General features: G+C 74.0%; 20 protein-coding genes and 1 riboswitch. Of the genes, 4 read left to right on the top strand and 16 right to left on the bottom strand.

The genetic code is table 11. From position 1 onward, the window contains the following. Positions 1 to 4: 4 nt before the first annotated feature. Positions 5 to 907, bottom strand: coding sequence for an AAA family ATPase (locus J4709_RS30485; RefSeq protein ID WP_208245641.1), 903 nt, complete (start codon positions 905 to 907; stop codon positions 5 to 7). Positions 908 to 1,034: 127 nt separating this feature from the next. Here J4709_RS30485 and J4709_RS30480 point away from each other — a divergent pair, with 127 nt between their 5' ends. The 4 genes from J4709_RS30480 (at position 1,035) to J4709_RS30465 (ending at position 5,400) form a co-directional block, all read left to right on the top strand. Continuing rightward, complete coding sequence (locus J4709_RS30480; RefSeq protein WP_208245639.1) at positions 1,035 to 2,357, top strand: sulfite oxidase; 1,323 nt, start codon at positions 1,035 to 1,037, stop codon at positions 2,355 to 2,357. Positions 2,358 to 2,371: 14 nt separating this feature from the next. After that, a complete protein-coding gene (locus tag J4709_RS30475) occupies positions 2,372 to 3,772 on the top strand; it encodes a selenium-binding protein SBP56-related protein (RefSeq protein ID WP_208245637.1) in 1,401 nt (466 codons plus the stop codon). Positions 3,773 to 3,774: 2 nt separating this feature from the next. Beyond that, complete coding sequence (locus tag J4709_RS30470; RefSeq protein ID WP_208245635.1) at positions 3,775 to 4,413, top strand: hypothetical protein; 639 nt, start codon at positions 3,775 to 3,777, stop codon at positions 4,411 to 4,413. Between the two features lie 66 nt (positions 4,414 to 4,479). Further along, a complete protein-coding gene (locus J4709_RS30465) occupies positions 4,480 to 5,400 on the top strand; it encodes a D-alanyl-D-alanine carboxypeptidase family protein (RefSeq protein ID WP_208245633.1) in 921 nt (306 codons plus the stop codon). Between the two features lie 15 nt (positions 5,401 to 5,415). Here J4709_RS30465 and J4709_RS30460 read toward each other — a convergent pair whose 3' ends face one another. From J4709_RS30460 to J4709_RS30390, 15 genes are all read right to left on the bottom strand, one after another. Next, positions 5,416 to 6,000 carry a Uma2 family endonuclease gene (locus J4709_RS30460; protein WP_208245631.1) on the bottom strand — a complete coding sequence of 195 codons (585 nt, stop codon included), beginning with the start codon at positions 5,998 to 6,000 and terminating at the stop codon, positions 5,416 to 5,418. 102 nt (positions 6,001 to 6,102) lie between these two features. Further along, on the bottom strand, positions 6,103 to 6,549 hold the full coding sequence (locus J4709_RS30455) for a PH domain-containing protein (RefSeq protein WP_232384229.1): 447 nt from the start codon (positions 6,547 to 6,549) through the stop codon (positions 6,103 to 6,105). Beyond that, positions 6,542 to 7,417, bottom strand: a complete 876-nt coding sequence (gene hisG, locus J4709_RS30450) for an ATP phosphoribosyltransferase (protein WP_208245622.1) — start codon at positions 7,415 to 7,417, stop codon at positions 6,542 to 6,544. Before hisG ends, J4709_RS30455 begins: the two co-directional genes overlap by 8 nt. Before the next feature lie 95 nt (positions 7,418 to 7,512). After that, a complete protein-coding gene (gene ribH, locus J4709_RS30445; RefSeq protein ID WP_208245620.1) occupies positions 7,513 to 8,019 on the bottom strand; it encodes a 6,7-dimethyl-8-ribityllumazine synthase in 507 nt (168 codons plus the stop codon). Next, the gene (locus J4709_RS30440; RefSeq protein ID WP_232384228.1) at positions 8,019 to 9,254 is read right to left on the bottom strand and encodes a bifunctional 3,4-dihydroxy-2-butanone-4-phosphate synthase/GTP cyclohydrolase II; all 1,236 of its coding nucleotides are present in this window, start codon (positions 9,252 to 9,254) and stop codon (positions 8,019 to 8,021) included. Before J4709_RS30440 ends, ribH begins: the two co-directional genes overlap by 1 nt. Next, entirely contained in the window at positions 9,251 to 9,892 is a 642-nt protein-coding gene (gene pnuC, locus J4709_RS30435; RefSeq protein ID WP_208245617.1) for a nicotinamide riboside transporter PnuC, read from the bottom strand. Before pnuC ends, J4709_RS30440 begins: the two co-directional genes overlap by 4 nt. Beyond that, the gene (locus J4709_RS30430; RefSeq protein ID WP_208245615.1) at positions 9,889 to 10,521 is read right to left on the bottom strand and encodes a riboflavin synthase; all 633 of its coding nucleotides are present in this window, start codon (positions 10,519 to 10,521) and stop codon (positions 9,889 to 9,891) included. Before J4709_RS30430 ends, pnuC begins: the two co-directional genes overlap by 4 nt. A gap of 94 nt (positions 10,522 to 10,615) precedes the next feature. Continuing rightward, positions 10,616 to 10,746, bottom strand: a riboswitch (FMN riboswitch). 281 nt (positions 10,747 to 11,027) lie between these two features. Next, complete coding sequence (locus J4709_RS30425; protein WP_208245613.1) at positions 11,028 to 11,666, bottom strand: HAD-IA family hydrolase; 639 nt, start codon at positions 11,664 to 11,666, stop codon at positions 11,028 to 11,030. A 15-nt stretch (positions 11,667 to 11,681) separates the two neighbouring features. Beyond that, positions 11,682 to 12,359, bottom strand: a complete 678-nt coding sequence (gene rpe / locus J4709_RS30420; RefSeq protein WP_208245612.1) for a ribulose-phosphate 3-epimerase — start codon at positions 12,357 to 12,359, stop codon at positions 11,682 to 11,684. Positions 12,360 to 12,371: 12 nt separating this feature from the next. After that, positions 12,372 to 13,331, bottom strand: coding sequence for a phosphatase PAP2 family protein (locus J4709_RS30415; RefSeq protein ID WP_208245610.1), 960 nt, complete (start codon positions 13,329 to 13,331; stop codon positions 12,372 to 12,374). A 7-nt stretch (positions 13,332 to 13,338) separates the two neighbouring features. Continuing rightward, positions 13,339 to 14,760, bottom strand: coding sequence for an RsmB/NOP family class I SAM-dependent RNA methyltransferase (locus J4709_RS30410; RefSeq protein WP_208245608.1), 1,422 nt, complete (start codon positions 14,758 to 14,760; stop codon positions 13,339 to 13,341). After that, a complete protein-coding gene (fmt, locus tag J4709_RS30405; RefSeq protein ID WP_208245606.1) occupies positions 14,760 to 15,686 on the bottom strand; it encodes a methionyl-tRNA formyltransferase in 927 nt (308 codons plus the stop codon). Before fmt ends, J4709_RS30410 begins: the two co-directional genes overlap by 1 nt. Continuing rightward, positions 15,687 to 16,232 carry a peptide deformylase gene (gene def, locus J4709_RS30400; protein WP_208245604.1) on the bottom strand — a complete coding sequence of 182 codons (546 nt, stop codon included), beginning with the start codon at positions 16,230 to 16,232 and terminating at the stop codon, positions 15,687 to 15,689. Positions 16,233 to 16,340: 108 nt separating this feature from the next. Then, positions 16,341 to 18,167, bottom strand: a complete 1,827-nt coding sequence (locus tag J4709_RS30395) for an NACHT domain-containing protein (protein WP_208245601.1) — start codon at positions 18,165 to 18,167, stop codon at positions 16,341 to 16,343. 71 nt (positions 18,168 to 18,238) lie between these two features. Further along, positions 18,239 to 20,332, bottom strand: a complete 2,094-nt coding sequence (locus J4709_RS30390) for a primosomal protein N' (protein ID WP_208245599.1) — start codon at positions 20,330 to 20,332, stop codon at positions 18,239 to 18,241. Positions 20,333 to 20,335 lie beyond the last annotated feature (3 nt).

The following is a 20,335-nucleotide window of genomic DNA, read 5'->3' as shown; positions in this document are numbered from 1 at the left end:
CCGCTCACCCCCCGTCGAGCAGGGCGTCGAGGCCGCCGGCGAGGACGCGCTGCTGGTCCTCGCGGTACTTGAGCACGGCGCCGAGCGTCACCGCGGCGGTGCCCGGGTCCAGCTCGCGGACGCCGAGCGCGACCAGCGCCTCGGTCCAGTCGAGGGACTCGGCGACGCCGGGCGGCTTCAGCAGGTCCCGGGCGCGCAGCCGCTGCGCCGCGCCCGCGACCTGCCCGGCCAGCCGCTCGGCCGCGCCGGGCAGCCGCCGCCGGATGATCGCGACCTCGCGGTCGAACGACGGGTGCTCCAGCCAGTGGTACAGGCAGCGCCGCTTCAGCGCGTCGTGCACCTCGCGGGTCCGGTTGGAGGTGACGACGACGACGGGCGGGCGCTCGGCCCGGATCGTGCCGAGCTCGGGCACGGTGATGGTGAAGTCGCTGAGCACCTCGAGCAGGAACGCCTCGAACTCGTCGTCGGCGCGGTCCAGCTCGTCGACCAGCAGCACGCTCGGGGAGGTCTCCAGCGCCCGCAGCAGGGGGCGGGCCAGCAGGAACCGCCGGTCGTACAGCTCGCCCTCCAGCCGCGCGACGTCGCGGGCGCCGGCGGCCTCGGCGGCGCGCAGGTGCAGCAGCTGGCGCGGGAAGTCCCAGTCGTAGAGGGCCTGCGAGGCGTCCAGCCCCTCGTAGCACTGGAGCCGGATCAGCGGCGCGCCGAGCGCGGTCGCCAGGGTCTTGGCCAGCTCGGTCTTGCCGACTCCGGCCTCGCCCTCCAGGAACAGCGGGCGGCCCATCCGCAGCGCGAGGAAGCACGCGGTGGCGAGGCCCTCGTCGCAGAGGTAGGCGTGCCGGTCCAGCAGGGCCGCCAGGTCCGCGGGCGAGGCGACCTCGTCCGCTGCCGTCGGCGCCGTCTCCGCCATGATTGCCAGGCTACCCAGCCGGGCGCCCGTCTCCCAGACGTCCGCATCCCGGGTTTCCGGCACTGTTTCCATGGTAAAGCTGTAGGGAAAGTTGACTTTCGGGCGGCCGATCAGCAGCATCGAGCCCATGCGAACCGGTGACACGCCCCGTCCCCAGCCCGGCCCCGGCGGCGACCCGACCGACGAGGCGACCTACGAACGCGTGCGCACGACCCAGGCTCCGCCCGCCCAGGCTCCGCCCGTCCAGGCGTTGTCGCGGCGCGGCATGCTGCGCCTGTCCGCCGGCGCGGGCCTCGGCGCCGCACTCGGCACGGCGGGCGCCGTCCCGCGCCCGGCCTTCGCCGACCCGGCCCCCGCCACCGGGATCGTCAAACCGCTGCCGCCCGAACTGTTCGTCCCGCAGGGCACCAACGCCGAGATGCGCTGGGAGGCCATGCGCGGGCAGGGCCACCTCACCCCCGTCGACCGGTTCTTCGTCCGCAACCACGTCGCCACGCCGCGCATCGACGCCCGCACCTGGCGCCTCAAGCTCTGGGGCACCGGCCTGCACGGCGCCCCGCCGGAGACGCGCCCCATCGAGTTCAGCTACGAGGACCTGCTCGGCATGCGCGCCGAGACCATCACCTCGGCCATCGAATGCACCGGCAACGCGCGCGGCTTCTACACCTCCCAGCAGGGCCAGCAGGTCTCCGGCACCCCGTGGGGACTCGGCGGCGTCGGCGTCGCCCGCTGGCGCGGCGTGCCGCTGTCGGCCGTCCTCGAACGCGCGGGTCTCACCTCCAGGGCGGTGGACATCCTGCCGCGCGGACTGGACGCTGACTTCGTGGACAAAGGCGAGAACCTCGGCCGGGTCAGGCGCCCCCTGCCCGTCGCCAAGGCCCTCGACGACGTCCTGCTCGCCTACGAGATGAACGGCGCGCCGCTGCCACCCGACCACGGCTTCCCCGTCCGGCTCGTCGTCCCGTCCTGGGTGGGCGTCGCCAACATCAAGTGGCTCGGCGACGTCCAGGTCGCCGACGAACCGCTCTACTCCCCCTGGAACACCCGCTATTACCGGCTCTTCGGCCCCGGCTACCCGCCCGAGGGCAGCGCGCCGCTCACCCGCATGAACGTCAAGTCGGCGTTCGAGCTGCCATGGGACGCGCCCCTGCCCGCCCGCCGCCGGCTCCTGCACGGACGGTCCTGGTCCGGCACCGGACGCGTCCGGAAGGTCGAGGTCAGCGCCGACGGCGGCCGCACCTGGCGGCCCGCCCGCCTGCGCGACCGGCACGCCCCCGCGCACGGCTGGGTCCGCTGGGAGTTCCCGTGGCGGCCCAACGGCCCCGGACGCCACGAACTGCTCGCCCGCGCCACCGACGAGACCGGCGCGTTCCAGCCGTCCACCGCCCCCTACAACACGCTCGGCTACCTGTTCGGCGCCGTCGTCCGCCACCCGGTCACCGTCTCCTGAAGGGACCCGCCTCCATGGCACTGTGGAAGCCAGACCCGACCTTCTACGCCTCGCCGCGCGACGCGGTGTCGGCGCCGCCGGAGAAGCTCGCCTACGTCGCCGCGTTCGACCGCGCCGCGGAGAAGCCGGACGCGATCGCCGTCCTCGACGTCGACCCCGGCTCGGTGTCCTACGGCGACGTCGTCGGCTGGACGGACCTGCCCTACCTCGGCGACGAGCTGCACCACTTCGGGTGGAACGCGTGCAGCAGCGCCCTGTGCCCGTACGCGCCGCACCCGCACGTGGAGCGCCGCTACCTGATCGTGCCGGGGCTGCGGTCGTCGCGGGTCTACGTCATCGACACCAAGGACAAGCCGACCGCACCCGAGATCATCAAGGTGCTGGAGCCCGACGAGCTGGCGAAACGCGCCGGCTACTCGCGGCCCCACACCGTCCACTGCGGGCCCGAGGGGCTGTACCTGACCGCGCTCGGCGGCGCGAACGGCGAGGACGGGCCGGGCGGCATCGCGCTGCTCGACCACACCTCCTTCGACGTCCTCGGCCGCTGGGAGGTCGACCGCGGCCCGCAGTACTTCGCCTACGACGCCTGGTGGCACATCGCGCACGACGTGCTCATCACCTCCGAGTGGGGCACCCCGTCCATGATCGAGGACGGCGTCGTCGGGGAGCTGCTGCTCGGCCGCAAGTACGGGCACTCGCTGCACTTCTGGGACCTGCGCAAGCGCCGCCACGTCCAGGAGGTCGACCTCGGCGACGAGCACCAGATGGTGCTGGAGCTGCGGCCCGCGCACGACCCCACCAAGCAGTACGGCTTCGCCGGCGTCGTCGTCAGCGTCGAGGACCTGTCCGCGTCGGTGTGGCTGTGGCACCGCGACGGCGACCGGTGGGCCGCGACGAAGGTCATCACCATCCCCGCCGAACCCGCCGACGCGTCGGAGCTGCCGGACGTCATCGCGCCGTTCGGCGCCGTCCCGCCGCTGGTCACCGACATCGACCTGTCGGTGGACGACCAGTGGCTGTACGTGTCGTGCTGGGGCACCGGCGAGCTGAAGCGCTACGACGTCAGCGACCCGTTCCACCCCGTCGAGGCCGGCTCGGTCCGCATCGGCGGCATCACCCGCCGCACCCCGCACCCCGCCGCGCCGGACCTGCCGCTCGCCGGCGGACCGCAGATGGTCGAGGTCAGCCGCGACGGGAAGCGCGTCTACGTCACCAACTCCCTCTACGGCTCCTGGGACGACCAGTTCTACCCCGACGGCGTCGGCGCCTGGATGGCCAAGCTCGACTCCACCGCGGACGGGTTCGCCCTCGACGAACGGTTCTTCCCGCACGGCGACGCGTTCCGCGGCCGCCGGCCGCACCAGACGCGGCTGCAGGGCGGGGACGCGTCGTCCGACTCCTACTGCTACCCGTAACGGTGAAAGACGGCTCGCTCGCCGCGCTCGTCGCGATGGGCGCGTTCCACGGCCTCAACCCGGCGATGGGCTGGCTGTTCGCGGTGGCCCGCGGCCTCCAGGAGCGCAGCAGGGCACTCGTCCTGCAGTCGCTCCCCGCGATCGCCGCGGGCCACGCCGCGTCCGTCGGGGCCGTCGCGGTCCTCGTCGCGCTGACCCGGTCGGTCGTCGCGACGCAGGCCGTCGCGATCGGCGGCGGGATCCTGCTCGTCGGGTTCGGGCTGTGGCGGCTGCTGTCGCAGCGGCACTTCCGCTGGGTCGGCATGCGGATCTCGCTGTGGCAGCTCGCCGCCTGGTCGTTCCTGATGTCGTCGGCGCACGGCGCCGGGCTGATGCTGCTGCCCGTGCTCACCTCGCCCGGCACCGTCCCCTCCGGCCACCACCACGGGTTCGCGTCGGCGTCCGGGAACGCCCTGTCCGCCGCGATCTTCGTGACCGGCGTGCACACCCTGGCGATGCTGGCGGTCGCCGGGACCATCGCCGTCGCCGTCTACGAGATCGTCGGCCTGGCGGTCCTGCGCCGCGCCTGGTTCAACCTGGACCGCGTCTGGGCCGCCGCCCTCATCACCGCCGGCGCCGTCACGCTCGTGACCGCCCTCTGACGGACGGCGCGGGCGCGGACGGTGCTTGAACGCGGCCTCGCCGGGTGGCAGTGTCCGAATGTGATCATGTCACTCGCCGTCCGCCATCGCGCACTCACCGTCGCCGCCCTGCCGCTCGTCGCCCTCCCCGCGCTCACGGCGCCCCCGGCCCGCGCGGCGGCCCGTCCCGCCGCCGGGCCCGCCGGCGTCGGCGCCAGGTCGGCGCTCCTGTACGACGCGACGGACGGCACGACCGTGTGGTCCCGCGCCGCCGACACCGAACGGCCCATCGCCAGCATCACCAAGGTGATGACCGCCCTCGTCGTCCTGCACGACGGCGGCCTCGACCGGAAGATCACCATCAGGCGCAAGTACCTCGCCTACGCCAAGAAGCACGACGGCAGCACCGCCGGCCTGCACGCGGGCGACCGTCTCACCGTGCGGCAGCTCCTCAACGCGCTGCTGCTGCCGTCCGGCTGCGACGCCGCCTACGCCCTCGCCGACGCCTACGGCCCCGGCACGAAGAGGTTCGTCGGCCGCATGAACGAAGCGGCCCGCGAACTCGGCCTCGACCACACCGTCTACGCCAACTTCGACGGCCTGCCCTGGCCGACCGCCACGTCCACCCGCTCCACCGCCCGCGACCAGGTCCGCCTCGCCGGCTACGCGATGGACGAGAGCGCCTTCCGCACCACCGTCGCCCGCCGGACCTACAAGCTCGCCAAGACCCGGGCCCACCACGCCTACACCTGGACCAACACCAACCGGCTCCTCGGCTCCTACCAGGGCGCGATCGGCATCAAGACCGGCACCACCGACGCCGCCGGCTACTCCCTGATGTTCGCCGCCCGCCGCGACGGCCGCACCTTCACCGGCATCGTCCTCAACAGCTCCGCCACCGACGAGCGCGCCCGCTTCGCCGACGCCGCCCGCATGCTCGACTGGGCCTACGGCACCACCGACACCTACCGGGTCCCACCGGCCCCCACCGGCACCAACACCGACTGACCCGCTGCGGGAGACCTACCGCCGCTTCCCGACGGCGTTGAGATCGATGTCCATGTCGAACGGCACCGTCACCTTGAGCCGGTCGTGGTAAATGCCCGTGGGCACGTACGAGGCGCTGCCGGGATCGAGTTCGTAGACGTACACGACGGTCCGGCCCTGATCCTCCTCGACCCGCCAGAAATGCTTGATCCCGGCCGCGGCGTACTTCGCGGGCTTGGTCCCCCGGTCCCGCTCCTCCGAGTCGGGCGAGACGGCCTCGACGGCGAGCACCAGGTCCTCGGGAAGGTAGTAGGTGGCCGGCTCCTCCCGGTCGTACGCCTCAGCGGTCACCAGCAGCACATCGGGCTCCGGCACCTGCCGCTTGGCGAGCTTCACGGCCATTTCCCGATCGACTCGCAGATCGTTTGGCGCCTGGCGGTCGAGTTCGTCCCAGAGAAGGTTGATCACCCTGCTGTGCCACTTGCGCTGCGGGCTCACGAAGACCAGGCTCCCGTCGATCAGCTCCGTGTGCCGGGGCAGACCGCGCATGCGCAGGAAGTGGTCGGCGGTGAAACCGCCCGGCGGGGGGATCACCCAGTCTGGCAGCGCCTCAGGCTCCATGTGACCACTTTCCGCACATGACTCGATACTCTGCGCGCTCATGCCCATACAATGGCACATGGCTGAGCGCCCGGTCCTGCCAACAGCCTAGAACAGGGGGTGTCAGGCGGGGTCGGGGGTTTCGCTGCGGGTGCGCAGGAGGGACTCCAGCTCGGTGACCTGGCGGGCGGCGAGGGCCTTCTCGGCGCCGTTGATGCCCATGGCGCCGATGGACGTGCCGTCGGCGAGGTCGAGGGTGGGCCACGGGTCGCCTTCGGTCATCGACACGCCGAGCACCTCGGGCCAGGCGAGGCGGCGGGTGTTGAAGGCGTTGACGACCGTGAGGCCCTCGTCGTCGGCGGTGACGCGGCAGCGGGCCAGCATGTGCAGGACCCACGCGACGACCATGCCGAACGCGACCATCAGCACCCGGTCGAACAGCTTGAACTGGGGTGCCACCACCACGGCGAGCGCGGCCAGGCCGAGCACGACCACGCCCGCCGTGGTGTAGGCGACGACGCGTGTGGTCCGGGGACGCCACACGGCCGGAAGGGCCCTGTCGTCAGTCAACGATCTTCGAGATGGGGATCTCGAGGATGTCGTGCGCGCCGGCCGCCTTCAGCGCCGGGATCAGCGTGTTGACCCCGCGCTTGGCGACGACGGACTCGACCGCGCTGGAGTCCCCGCCCGCCAGCGAGGTGACGGTCGGCGACGACATCGACGGCATGATGTCCAGGACGTTGCGCAGGTCGGCCTGGGCGACGTTCAGCTTCAGCAGCACGTTGCCGCGCGCGCGGATGGCGCCCTGCAGCAGGAGCGAGACGTCCTCCATCGCGGCGCGCTTCTCGGCGTCCTCGTAGGCCTCGCGGTTGGCGACCAGCTCGGTGTAGCTGGTCAGGAGGGTGTCGAGGATGCGCAGGCCGTTCTTGCGCAGCGACGAGCCGGTCTCGGTGAGGTCGACGATCGCGTCCACGATGTCGGGGACCTTCGCCTCGGTCGCGCCGTAGGACGGGACGACCTTGGCCTTCACGCCGTGCTTGTCGAGGAACCGCTTGGTCATCGCCGGGAACTCGGTGGAGATCCGGACGCCCTCCGGCAGGTCGGACACGCTCTGCCAGGGCGCGTCCTCCGGCACCGCCATGATCACGCGGACCGGGTTGGAGGTCGCCTTGGAGTACTGGAGCTCGCCGAGGCTGACCACGTCGGAGTCGGTCTCGGTGATCCAGTCGCGGCCGGTGATGCCGAGGTCGAACAGGCCCTGCTCGAGGTAGGTCGGGATCTCCTGCGGGCGCAGGACCCGGACGCGGTCGATGCGCGGGTCGTCGATGGAGGCGCGGTAGTCGCGGTCCGAGGCGCGCCGGACGGTGAGGTCGGCGGCGTCGAACAGCTGCATGGTCGCCTTCTCCAGCGACCCCTTGGGCAGGACGAGTGACAGCACGGAATTGCCTTTCGGATGGTTGCGAACTACGGGATACCGGGGCGGATCAGGAGCCCAGATGCGCGAGTCATTCAGGGGCGGAACCCCTGTACCCGCTACAAATGCTCCAGGCCGTGCCCGGCGTGACCGTGATGCCGCAGACCTCGCAGGGTCAGTGCCGTGTCGAGTGCGGCCACAGTCGCCTCCCATCCCTTGTCCTCGGAGCTGCCCGGCAGCCCGCTGCGTTCCAGTGCCTGTTCAATGGTGTCACATGTGAGGACCCCGTTGCCCACCGGAGTCGACTCGTCCAGTGCAACGCGTGTCACACCGGTCGTCACGGACTCGCAGACATAGTCGAAATGGGCGGTCGCGCCCCGGATGACCGCGCCGAGGCAGACGACGGCGTCCATGTCGCGGGCCATCTGCTGGGCGACGACGGAGATCTCCAGGGCGCCGGCGACCCGCACGACGGCGGGCGCGTCGATCCCGCAGGCCTTCGCGGCGGCGACGGCGCGCTCCAGCAGCTGATCGGTGATCTGCCCGTGCCAGCGGGTGCAGACGATGCCGAGCGTCAGCCCGGCCGCGTCGACCACGGTGTCCTCGGGCCGTCCCGCTCCGCTCATCAGAGTCCTTCGATCTCGTGTCCGAGACGGTCCCGCTTGACCGTCAGGTAGCGCCGGTTGTGCTCGGTGACGACGACGGGCATCGACTCGCGGCCGCGCACCTCCAGCCCGAACCCGTCCAGGCCGGCGAGCTTGTCGGGGTTGTTGGTGAGCACCCGGATCGAGCGGACGCCCAGGTCACGCAGCATATGCGCGGCGTTGGAGTACTCGCGCGCGTCGGCCGGCAGGCCGAGTTCGAGGTTGGCGTCGACGGTGTCGGAGCCGTTGTCCTGCAGGGCGTAGGCGCGCAGCTTGGCGAGCAGGCCGATGCCGCGCCCCTCGTGCCCGCGCAGGTAGACCACGACGCCGCGGCCCTCCTCGGCGATGCGCTCCATGGCCGCGTCGAGCTGGGTGCCGCAGTCGCAGCGCTCGGAGTGCAGGACGTCGCCGGTGAGGCATTCGGAGTGCGCGCGGACGAGCACGTCGTCGCCGTCGCCGATCTCGCCGAGGACGAGCGCGAGGTGCTCGCCGCCGTCGATCTCGCTGGAGAACCCGACGGCGCGCCACATCCCGTACCGGTTCGGCAGCCGGGTCTCGACGACGCGGGTGACCATCGCCTCGGTGCGGCGGCGGTGCTCGGCGAGCTGCTCGATGGAGATCAGCTTGAGGCCGTGCTCCTTGGCGAACACCTGCAGCTCGGGAAGGCGCGCCATGGTGCCGTCCTCGTTGACGACCTCGGCGAGGACGCCCGCCGGGGCGAGCCCCGCCATCCGGGCGAGGTCGACGGCGGCCTCGGTGTGGCCGCGGCGGCGCAGCACGCCGCCCTCGTGGTAGCGCAGCGGGAAGATGTGCCCGGGGCGGACGAAGTCGCCCGGCTCGGACGCCGAGTCGGCCAGGGTCCGGATCGTCCGGGCCCGGTCGGCGGCGGAGATGCCGGTGCTGACGCCGAGCCGGGCGTCCACGCTGACGGTGTAGGCGGTGCGCATGCGCTCGCTGTTCTGCGCCGTCATCAGCGGGATCTGCAGCCGGTCGAGGTCGGCGCCCTCCATCGGGACGCAGATCACGCCGCTGGTGTAGCGGATGGTGAAGGTGAGCAGCTCCGGCGTCGCCTTCGACGCGGCGAAGATGATGTCGCCCTCGTTCTCGCGGTCCTCGTCGTCGACGACCACGACGGGGCGTCCCGCCGCGATGTCGGCGACCGCCTCCTCGACCGGGTCGAAGATCCCGCTTGCGTTCAGTCCGTCGTTGCCGCTCATGCGGTCACCGCCTTGTTACCGGGGGCCGGCACTGCCTTCGCTTCCCGCAGCCAGTTCCTGAACCCGACCATCACCATCACGAAGAAGATCACGTAGACCGCGCCGGACACGTACAGCCCGGAGTGCAGGGCGACCGGCACGCCGACCAGGTCGACCAGCACCCACACGATCCAGAAGTCGACGAGCGCGCGGCTCTGCGCGAACGTCGCGACGGCGCTGCCGACGAAGATGTAGGCGTTCGCCCACGGCGACCAGGCGGCCTTCAGCCAGTCGACGTGGAGGAACAGCTCGGCGACGGCGGCGGTGCCGACGACGAGCGCGGCGATCAGCACCGCCCGCTCCTTCGCGGTCGCGCTCCGCACGACGATGGGGTCCCCGCCGCGCCGTCCGCGCGCCCACATCGCCCAGCCGTAGACGGCGAGGAAGCCGAACAGCACCTGCTTGAGGGCGTTGCCGGGGACGTCGGCGTGCAGGGACGCGGCGAGCAGCAGCAGCGCGCCGACCAGCTGCACCGGCCACGTCCAGAGGGTCTTGCGCATGGCGAGCCACACCACGGCCAGCGACAGGACGTTGCCGGCGAGGTCGGTCCACAGGATGTGCTCGCCGAAGACGTCGAAGCCCGCGCCCAGCCAGTTCATGCCACGCCGCCCGTCGCGCCGTCCACCAGGCCGCCCGCCGCGCGGTCGCCGAGCATCCGCTCGACGTACTTGGCGACGACGTCGACCTCGAGGTTCACGGGGTCGCCGGGCTTCTTGTGCCCGAGCGTGGTGAGGGACAGCGTGGTCGGGATGAGCGCGACGCTGAACCGGTCGGCGCCGGCCTCGACGACCGTGAGGCTGATGCCGTCGATCGTGATCGAGCCCTTGCCGACCACGTAGCGGGCGAGGGGCGCGGGGAGCGAGACGGTGACGACGTCCCAGCATTCGCCCGGTTCGCGGGAGAGGATCGTTCCCACGCCGTCGACGTGGCCCTGGACGAGGTGGCCGCCGAGCCGGTCCGAGAGCCGGACGGGCCGCTCCAGGTTGACCTTGGACCCGGGCTCCAGCGCGCCGAGGCTGGACCGGTCCAGGGTCTCCTTCATCGCGTCGGCGGTGAAGGTCCCGCCCTTGGCGTCCACCACGGTGAGACAGACGCCGTTGACGGCGATCGACGCGCCGTGGACGGCGTCCTCGGTGACGAGCGGGCCGCGGATCGTCAGGACGGCCGAGTCGCCCTCGGCCTCGATCGCGACGATCTCGCCGAGCTCCTCGACGATGCCGGTGAACATTTCCCCGGGCCTCCTAGTTCCGCTGCTACGGAACCCGGCTCCGGGGGTGTACGTGCGTCGACGTTGCGGACACCCCTGCGGTGACAAGGGTGTACTGCGCGCTGCCTCCCATCCGGACTTTCACCGTCGGTCCTGGAGTTCCACCAGGTCAACCGGCCGATGGCTTCGGCCGGGTCGCGGACTGTCACCGCCGGTTCGGAATTTCACCGACCCCGGAGCACGCGTTCATGCTTTGGGAACAGTGTGCCATGCGAACCACCGCCCGCCCATGTGAGCATCGCCACGGCCGCATCCGGCCGACCAAGCGCTCGTTCGGGTTATCCTCGCCCGGTCCGACGTTCGACGATCTCCGGCACCGGGTAGACCCCGATCCGGAACCCGCCTCCGCCTTACGCATCCGACTCCGCGCCGCCGCGGCCCGTGGTGACCGCCATTCCCAACGTGGGCCCGGCGGCGCGGCCCGCTTCCGCGGCGGAACGTCCCGGCCGGCGGGCGGAACGACCTGGTCAGCGAGTGAGGCGGAGGCCGCCGGGGGCGGCGGCGACGTGCGTCAGGTCCGGGACGATCGCGTGCGCGCCGGTCAGCTCCGCCCGGTCGTGGCTGGTGGCCACGGCGAGGACCGTCGCGCCGGCGGCGCGGCCCGCGGCGATGCCCGCCGGGGCGTCCTCGATCACCAGGCAGGCCGACGGGTCGACGCCGAGCCGGCCGGCGGCGAGGAGGTAGCCGGACGGGTCGGGCTTGCCGCGCGCGACGTCCTCGGCGGTGACAGCGACGGGCGGCAGCGGCACCCCGGCAACGCCGGTCCGTACCCGGAGCTGCTCCTTGTCCATGGACGTCACCAGCGCCCACGGCATGCCGGTCAGCGAGGTCAGCAGGGCCAGCACGCCGGGCAGCGCGGTGATCCCGTCGGTCCGCTGGGCCTCCAGGGCGTCGAGGCGGGCGGTGGCCGCGGCGACCCGCTCGGCGGGCAGGAAGTCGGCGACGCGGTCGCTCGTGCGGCGGCCGTGCGCGCCCGACAGGAACTCATCGGCGTCCAGGCCGTACTCGACGGCCCAGACCCGGGCGGCCCGCTCGACCAGCGGGGTGGAGTCGACGAGCGTGCCGTCCACGTCGAACAGGACGGCCGCGCAGGGAAGTGTCACCATGCGGTCAGCGACCCGTCACCACGCGGCGGCAGCGGTGGCCTTCTCCGCCTGCGCCTTCAGCCTCCGGACGGCCTCGGACGGGTCGTCGGCGCCGTAGACGGCGCTGCCCGCGACGAAGACGTCCGCGCCGGCCTCGGCGCAGCGCTCGATCGTCTCGGCGGAGACGCCGCCGTCCACCTGGAGCCAGACCGGCAGGTCCCGCCCCTTGATCATCTCGCGGGCGCGGCGGACCTTGGGAAGCACCACGTCCAGGAACTTCTGGCCGCCGAAGCCCGGCTCGACGGTCATCAGCAGCAGCATGTCGATCTCGCCGAGCAGGTCCTCGAAGCCCTCGACGGGCGTGGCGGGGTTCACACCGAGCCCGGCGCGGGCGCCGGCGGCGCGGATGGTGCGCAGGGTGCGGATCGGGGCCTTGGCGGCCTCGGCGTGGATGGTGACGCTGCCCGCGCCGGCCTCGGCGTACTGCGGCGCCCACCGGTCCGGGTCCTCGATCATGAGGTGGCAGTCGAGGGGCAGCGCGCTGTGCTTGAGCAGCGCCTCGACGATCGGGAGGCCCAGGGTGAGGTTGGGCACGAAGTGGTTGTCCATGACGTCGACGTGCACCCAGTCGGCGGTGCCGGAGATGAGCGCGACGTCCTCGGCGAGCCGGGCGAAGTCAGCGGACAGGATGCTGGGTGCGATCTGTGGTGCCATGATTCCCCGAGTCTATTGGGCCGGTTCGTCCCGCTCATCACCCGGCCGGGTGAGCGCGGGGGTGGCACGAGGCTCGGCACGGCGCGCCAGCCTGAGGCGCACGAACACCTCCGGCGCTCCCGCCGCCGCCCACAGGCCGAGCAGCGCCTGGACGGCGAACGCCTCCCCCGCGCGCGGCCCAGGGAGCAGGTCGAGGAGGGACAGCACGGCCGCGCCCGCGACGCCGACGAGCAGCCGGACGAGGCGGCGCCCGAGGGAGCCGCCCGGGTCGAACCAGCCGCGCGCGGCGATCACCGACAGGCCCGCCAGGATCCCGAACAGCCCGCCGGTGGCGGCGGCCGCCTCGTTCACGGTGACGGGACGGGTGTGCCCGCCGGCCGCGATGATCGCCTTCGCCCAGGCGGCGGGCCAGTGCCAGCCGTGCAGGGAGCGGACGGCGAGCCACGCCCCGCCGAGGAAGGCGAGGGAGATCAGCAAAGCCATCGCCAGTTGCAGGAGCAGCGGGCGCGCACTCCACCACGGCACGACGCGCGGTTCGAGCCACAGCGCCAGGACCAGCACGCCGAGGCCGATCGCCCAGCCGACGATCACCTGGCCCAGCGAGTGGACGCCCAGATACACCCGCGACGCCCCGATCAGCGCGATGACGACGGCGGCGGCCGCCCAGACGGCCGCCCGCCGCGTCCTGGACGCGAAGAACCCCCAGGTCACGACGGCGTTCTGCGCGTGCCCCGACGGCATCCCGAACGAGGCGAGCGGCTGCCCCTTCCGGACCGCCGGGTCCGTCCAGAACGGGCGCGGGGCGTGCCACACCAGCTTCAGGACGGTGTTCAGCGTCGACCCGAACGACAGGACGGCGATCGCGCGCGCCGCCAGCCGCGGGTGCACGCACCAGTAGAGGACGACGAGCACCGGGATGTAGAACCCGGCGCTGCCGAGGTAGCTCATCGCGAGCATGAAGCCGGTGAGCACCGGCGGATCAGTCCCCGCGGCGCAGCAGGGCGAGGAACATCGCGTCGGTGCCGTGCCGGTGCGGCCAGAACTGCGCGTACGGGCCGTCGCCCACACCGGTGAGGTCCGGCGCGACGGACGCCAGGACGGCGGGCGCGTCGAGCCGTTCGACGCCGTCGCGGCGCCGCAGCACGTCGTCCACGACCACCCGCGTCTCCGCCAGGTGCGGCGAGCAGGTGACGTAGGCGACGACGCCGCCGGGGCGGACCGACTCCAGCGCGGCCGCCAGCAGCTCGCGCTGCAGCGGCCCCAGCTCGGCGACCGACTCGGGGCCGCGGCGCCAGCGGGCCTCGGGACGGCGCCGCAGCGCGCCGAGGCCGGTGCAGGGCGCGTCGACCATGATCCGGTCGAACGCGCCGGGCCGCCACGCCGGGGCGGTGCCGTCCGCCGCGACCACGCCCGCCCGGCCGTCGACCGCGCGCCTGACGAGGCCCGCGCGGTGCGGCTGGACGTCGGCGGCGAGCAGCCGCGCGTCGCGTTCGCCGGCGACGGCCGACAGCAGGCCCGCCTTACCGCCCGGACCCGCGCAGATGTCCGCCCAGCGGGCGTCGGGGCCCTCCAGCGGGGCCGCCGCGAGCGCGAGGGCGACGAGCTGGCTCGCCTCGTCCTGCACGGCGGCGCGCCCGTCCCGGACGGCGTCGATGTGCGCCGGGTCGCCCTCACCCAGGACCGCCGCGTACGGCGAGTACCGGGACGGCTCGGCGCCCGCGTCGCGGAGCTCCTCGACGGTCGCGCGGCCGGGGCGGGCGACCAGCGTCACGCGCGGGCGCGCGTTGTCGGCCTCCAGCAGGTCGCCGATCTCGCCGCGGTCGGGGCCGAGCGCGTCGCGCAGCGCCGACACGATCCACTTGGGGTGGCTGTGCGCGACCGACAGCCGGGTGGTGGCGTCGGCGTCGGCGGGCGCGACGATCGCCAGCCACGCGTCCAGGTCGCGGGAGGCGACCTTGCGCAGCACGGCGTTGGCGAACTTGGCCTGGCCGGGGCCCGCCACCGACCTCGCCAGCTCCACCGTCGTCCCGACCGCGGCGTGCGGCGGGATGCGGGTCGCGAGGATCTGGTGCGCGCCGAGGCGCAGGACGTCCAGCAGCGGCGCGTCGATCCGGCGCAGCTCGCGGTCACTGCACAGGGCGAGGACCGCGTCGTAGGTGCCGCGGCCGCGCAGCGTGCCGTAGGTCAGCTCGGTGGCGAGGGCGGCGTCGCGGCCGGTGATGCCGCGGTCGCGCAGCCGCGTCGGCAGCAGCAGGTTCGCGTAGGCGTCGCGGGTCTCCACGGCGCGGATCACGTCGAACGCGGTGCGCCGGACGAGGTCCTGCGGGCGGCCGGTCTGGCGGGGGCCGCCGGGCCTGCGGTTGCGGTCGGGGCGGCCCCTGCCGCTGCGGGTCGGCGGCATCAGTGCAACGCGTCCTTATCGGTCAGGTTGACGCCGCGGACCCAGTCGGCGGCGGCCATGAGGCGCTTGCCCTGCGGCTGGACATCGCCGAGCGAGACGGGGTGCGTGGCCGTGCCGACCAGCACCTCCTTCTTCCCGGCGCGCAGCTCGCCCGGCGCCAGCTTCCCGGCGTCCGGGACGGGACGGACCGGACCGAGCTTCACGCGGGCGTCGCGGAACGACGTCCACGCACCCGGGGCCGGGGTGCAGGCGCGGATCAGGCGGTCGATGTGCAGCGCCGGCGTGGTCCAGTCGACGTGACCGTCCTCGGGGTTCAGCTTGGCGGCGTGCGACACGCCCTCGGTCGGCTGCGGCCGCGGCTCCAGCACGCCCGCCTCGATGCCGTTCATCGTGTCGAGCAGCAGCCCCGCGCCCGCCTCGGCGAGCCGTCCGAGCAGGTCGCCCGTGGTGTCGGTGGGGCGGATGGGCTCGGTGAGCACGCCGTAGACCGGGCCCGTGTCGAGGCCCTCCTCGATCTGGAACGTGGCCGCGCCGGTCACGTCGTCACCGTGCAGGATCGCGCGCTGGACGGGCGCCGCGCCGCGCCACGCCGGCAGCAGCGAGAAGTGCAGGTTCACCCAGCCGTGCCGCGGGATGTCCAGCGCCTCGCGTGGCAGCAGCGCCCCGTAGGCGACGACCGGGCAGCAGTCGGGCGCGATCGCGCGGAGCCGGTCGAGGAACTCCGGGTCGCGGGCCTTGGCGGGCTTGAGCACCTCGACGCCCGCCTCGGCGGCCCGCGCGGCGACCGGGCTGGCCTCCATGTGCCGGCCGCGTCCCGACCGGGCGTCCGGACGGGTCACCACCGCGGCCACCTCGTGGCCGGACGCGAGCAGCGCGTCCAGCGACGGGACCGACGTCTCCGGCGTCCCAGCGAAGACGAGACGCATCTAGATCGCCTTCCCGAAGGTGCGGTGCGGCGACTCCTTCACCACGGGCGCCGGGTCGCCGAACCACTCGGCCTCCCGGATCGCCTTCATCGCGGCCTTGCGCTGCTCCGGGTCCATCCGGTCGATGAAGATGATCCCGTCCAGGTGGTCGGTCTCGTGCTGGACGCAGCGGGCCAGCAGGTGCGTGCCCTCCAGCGTGATCGGCTCCCCGTGCATGTTGAAGCCCTTCGCCACGACGCCGACCGAGCGCGGCGTCGGGAAGGCCAGGCCGGGCAGCGACAGGCAGCCCTCGTCGCCCGTCTCCTGCTCGTCCGACAGGTCCAGGGTCGGGTTCACCACGTGCCCGAGCCGGTCGTCGACGTAGTAGGTGAACACCCGCAGGCCCACGCCGAGCTGCGGCGCCGCCAGGCCCGCCCCGGGAGCGTCGATCATCGTGTCGGTGAGGTCCTTGACGAGCTTGCGCAGCTCCTTGTCGAAGTCCTTCACCGGCTCCGCGGGCGTGCGCAGCACAGGGTCGCCGAAGAGGCGGATGGGCTTGACGGCCAACGAGGACTCCGTTCCTGCGGGTGGGGCGCCGCGCGGCGCCCGTTCGGGGCGCGGCGGGCGGGACCGTGGGTGTCGCGGCCTCCAGTCTACGGAGGGATCACGCGGGCCTCACACGCCGCCGTTCCCGGCGGCGCCCGCCGAGCGGGCCTTGTAGGCGGCGGTGCGGGCGGCCTTGGCGGTCGCCTTGTCGGGGTGGTGGTCGCCGAGGGCCTCCAGGACGTCGGCGACGCCCGGGTGGTCGGTGCGCCACAGCTCGTCCACCATGTCCCGCATCTCCGCCCCGGGCGGCGCGTCGACCAGCGCGGCCTCGACGGCCTCCTCCGGCTCGGCGGTCTCCAGCATCCCGGCGACGGTGTCGACGAACACCCACAGGTACTCGGCGCGGGACAGCTCCCGGCCGGACGGGTCGCCGACCGCGTTCAGCCAGAGCGCCGCGTACGGCGACACGAGCGGGTGCTCCTGCGCGGCCCGCACTACCGGCGCGGCCTCCGCGCCGACGCGGTGCAGGACGGCGGCGGCGAGGTTGCGGGCGCCCGGCCCGCCGCCGCGCATCACGTCCAGCAGGTCGGCGGCGGCGTCCTTGACGTCGTGGGAGGCCAGCCACCCGTCGATCTCCTCGTCGGCGGTGTCGGGCCGGTGCCAGGCCAGCCCGGCGACCAGCTCGGCGGCCGGCGCGCCGGCCAGCGCCCCGACGACCGGCGCGGTGAACCCGTCCGACAGCAGCAGTTCCCGGACGCCCCAGACGCCGAGCGGGGTGAGCGCGCGGCCGCCGTCGCCGGCGGGCTCGACGACGCCCCAGCGGGCCAGGTCGTCCAGCTCCAGCGCGAGCGCGTCGCGGACCGCCTCGGCCAGCGACCGCTCGTCGGAGACGTCGTAGGCCTCGGCGACGTGGCCGAGCAGCGCCTCGGCCAGCTCGCCGGCGGTCGCGGGCTCCTCCTGCTCGTACAGGTGGATCAGCACGCCGGTCAGCTCGTTCTGGACCAGCTCGATCGCGTCGAGGCCGTCGGACGGGTCGTGCTCGGGGACGGCGACGGAGTCCAGCAGCCGCAGCCACAGGGCCAGCGCGCGCTCGTCGTCGGCGCCGCCGAGGTCGCCCAGCGCGGGGCCCGGCGCGGCCTTGCCGCCCTCGGCGCGGATCACCTCGGCCTCGGTCGCCGCCCACCAGAGCCGGTGGAGCTCCGGCAGGTCCGCCTGGTCCTCGACGTCGGTGCCGGGCAGGCGGCGCGGGGTGGCGAGGCCGATCGCGGCCACCGCCGCCTCGGCGTCCGCCGCGGTCAGCTCGTCCAGCTCGTTCAGCGCCCGCTCGCCCGTCCACTCCGCCAGCGCGCGGACCTCGGCGGTCAGGGCGGAGCGGCGCGCCGCGTCCGACAGCTCCGCCGCCGGCGCCAGCCGGACCGGCGGCACGACGAGTTCCTCGGTGCGCCGCAGGTACTCCTCGGCGCGGGCGTAGCGCTCCTCGTCGGGCAGCGCCTCGAACTCGCGCATCCACTCCTCGACGGCGTCCTGGTCGTCGAGGGGGACGCCGTCGGCCTCCATCAGCCCGGCGACGACCTCCGCGGCGACCTGCCGCTCGGCGCTGTCGGTCTCGGCGACCACCTCGGCGAACTCGGGGGCGAGCCGGTCGATCTCGGCGGCGAGTTCGGCCGCGCGCGCCTCGGGCACGGCGCCGGTGTCGCCGAGGAACGCCACGACGGCGCGCAGCGTGTCCAGCACGGAGGGCACCTCGTCGGCGCCCGCGACGACCGTCTCCGGGAACACCTCCAGGAGCAGCTCGCGGAGCGCGCCGGGGGTGAGGGCGTCCGGCCCGGCCAGCCCCATCTCCCGCCCGGCGAGGTCGAGCAGCAGCTGAGCGCCCTGCCCGTCGACCTTCTCGCCGCGTTCGTCCGCCCAGCGCCGCAGGTCGCCCGCGGTCGTCTCCACCCAGTTCTCGGCCACCCGAGAACCCTATTGGCCCGCGCCCGCCGCGGGGGCCAACTCGGCGCACCGCCCGGCCCGCGTCCCCGCGGTCAGATGAGCTCGAGCGGGTCGACCTGGACGCGGACGGTCTCGGTCGCCTTGCGGGCGCTCCGGATCCCCTGAGCCTCCTTGAGCGCGCGCGCGAGCGCGGCCCCGGCTGCGCGGGGCACGCGGACGAGGGCGCGCTCCTTCTCCGGCCCTTCGGCGCCGGGCTGCCGCGGGACGGGAACGGGTCCGAGCACCTCCGCCCCGTCCGGCAGCCGCGCGTCCGCCAGCAGCTCCCGGATCGCGGCCGGGGTCGCGGTCAGCGACGCCATCCGCGCCGCCGGCGGGAACCCCGCCTCCCGCCGCTCGGCCAGCTCCCGCTCGGCGTAGGTGACCGGATCCCACCGGACGAGCGCCTGCACCTCCGGCAGCGCGCCCTCCGCCGCCACCACGACCGGCCCCTCCGGACGGACGAGCGCCGCCGCGTTCATCCAGCGCCGCAGCGTCTCCTCCCCCGCCCGCAGGTCGGGCCGCCCCAGCAGCACCCAGCCGTCCAGCAGCAGCGCGGCGGCGTAGCCGTCCTCGGCGGGCGGCTCCGCACCCGGCGTCGACACCACCAGCGCGCGCTCCGGCCCGACCCGTTCGAGGATCGCCTCACGCCCCGACGTCCGTACCGGCACACCGGGGAACGCCCGGCCCAGCTCCTCCGCCGTGCGCTTCGCTCCCACCACGACCGCGCGCAGCTGGAAGAAGCCGCATTCGGGGCAGTGCCAGTCCCCCGCTATGCGGCCGCACCAGCGGCAGTACGGGGCCGCATGCGACGACGGCAGCGCCAAAGGCCCTTGGCAGGCGGCACAGTGCGCCGGGGTCCGGCATCGTCCGCACGCAATGCCCGGCACATAGCCGCGCCTGGGGACCTGCACCAGCACCGGCCCATGCTCCAGCGCACCGCGCGCCGCCTCGAACGCCAGGTTCGGGAGCCGCGCCGTGCGCGCCGCCGCGTCCCGCGCCAGCTGCGCGTCCTCCCCCATGTACCGGACGCGGGGCATCGCGCGCCGCACCCGCGTCCGGTCCGCGGCCAGGGCGTGCGCCCAGCCCGTCTCGACCAGCACGGTCGCGTCCGTCGTCCGGGTGAACCCGCCGATCAGCGCCCCCGCCCCCGTCCGGTGCGCGCGCAGCGCCAGCACCTCGCGCGGATGCGGATAGGGGGCGTGCGGCTCGGCGTGCACGTCGTCGCCGTCGTCCCACAGCACGACCAGGCCCAGATCGGCGACCGGCGCGAACATCGCGGCCCGCGTCCCGACCACCGCCCGCGCCTTCCCCCGCAGCACCGCCAGCCACCGCCGGTACCGCTCCGCCGGGCCGAGCTCCGCCGTCAGCGCGACGTGCCGCCCCTCCCCCAGCTCCGCCTTCAGCGCCGCGTCCACCCGCGCCACGTCACGGCCGTCCGCCATCACGACCAGCGCCCCGCGCCCGGCCTCCAGCGTCACCGCCACGGCCCGCGCGATCGCCGCCGCCCACTCCGGTCCCGGCAGCGCCGTCCACACCGCCCGCGGCGCCCTCCCCTCGGACAGCGCGTTCAGGAACGACACGCCCGCCGGGTACTCCGCCCAAGGATTCTCGCCCTCGGCCGCCGGAACCCGCTCCTCGCCGGCGTCCTCCTCGACGGCCTCGGCCTCCACCCGGGCGTGCCGCGGCGGGACCGCGAGCCTCAGCACGTCCGCGAACGTCCCCGCATAGCGGTCGGCGACCTCCCGCGCGAGAGACGCGACCTCCGGCGCCAGGACCGGCTCCGGGGACGTCACGCGCTCCAGGTACAGCAGCTTCCCGTCATGGCCGCTCTCCTCGACCCGCTCCAGCAGGAACCCGTCGACGAGCTGCCCCGCGAACCGCACCCGGACCCGGCACCCCGGCACGGCCTTCGCGTCGAGCTCCACCGGCACCAGATAGTCGAACGGACGGTCGAGATGCGGCAGGGACATGTCGACCGCGACACGGGCGACCGGGCGCTCCTCCGCCGGCCGCCTGGCCCCCTTCTTCGGGGCCTTCCTCCCGCCCTTGCCCCCGGCCCCTTTCCCCTGCGGCGCCTTGTCCGCGGGGACCCGGGGCACGTCGTCCAGGCCCGGGATCAGGTCCGTCCCGCCTCCGTCCTCCGTCACGCC

This window comes from Actinomadura violacea, from assembly GCF_017573465.1.
GTDB lineage: Bacteria > Actinomycetota > Actinomycetes > Streptosporangiales > Streptosporangiaceae > Spirillospora > Spirillospora violacea.
Note: the sequence above shows the minus strand (reverse complement) of the source record. Positions and strands in the feature narration are given on the sequence as shown.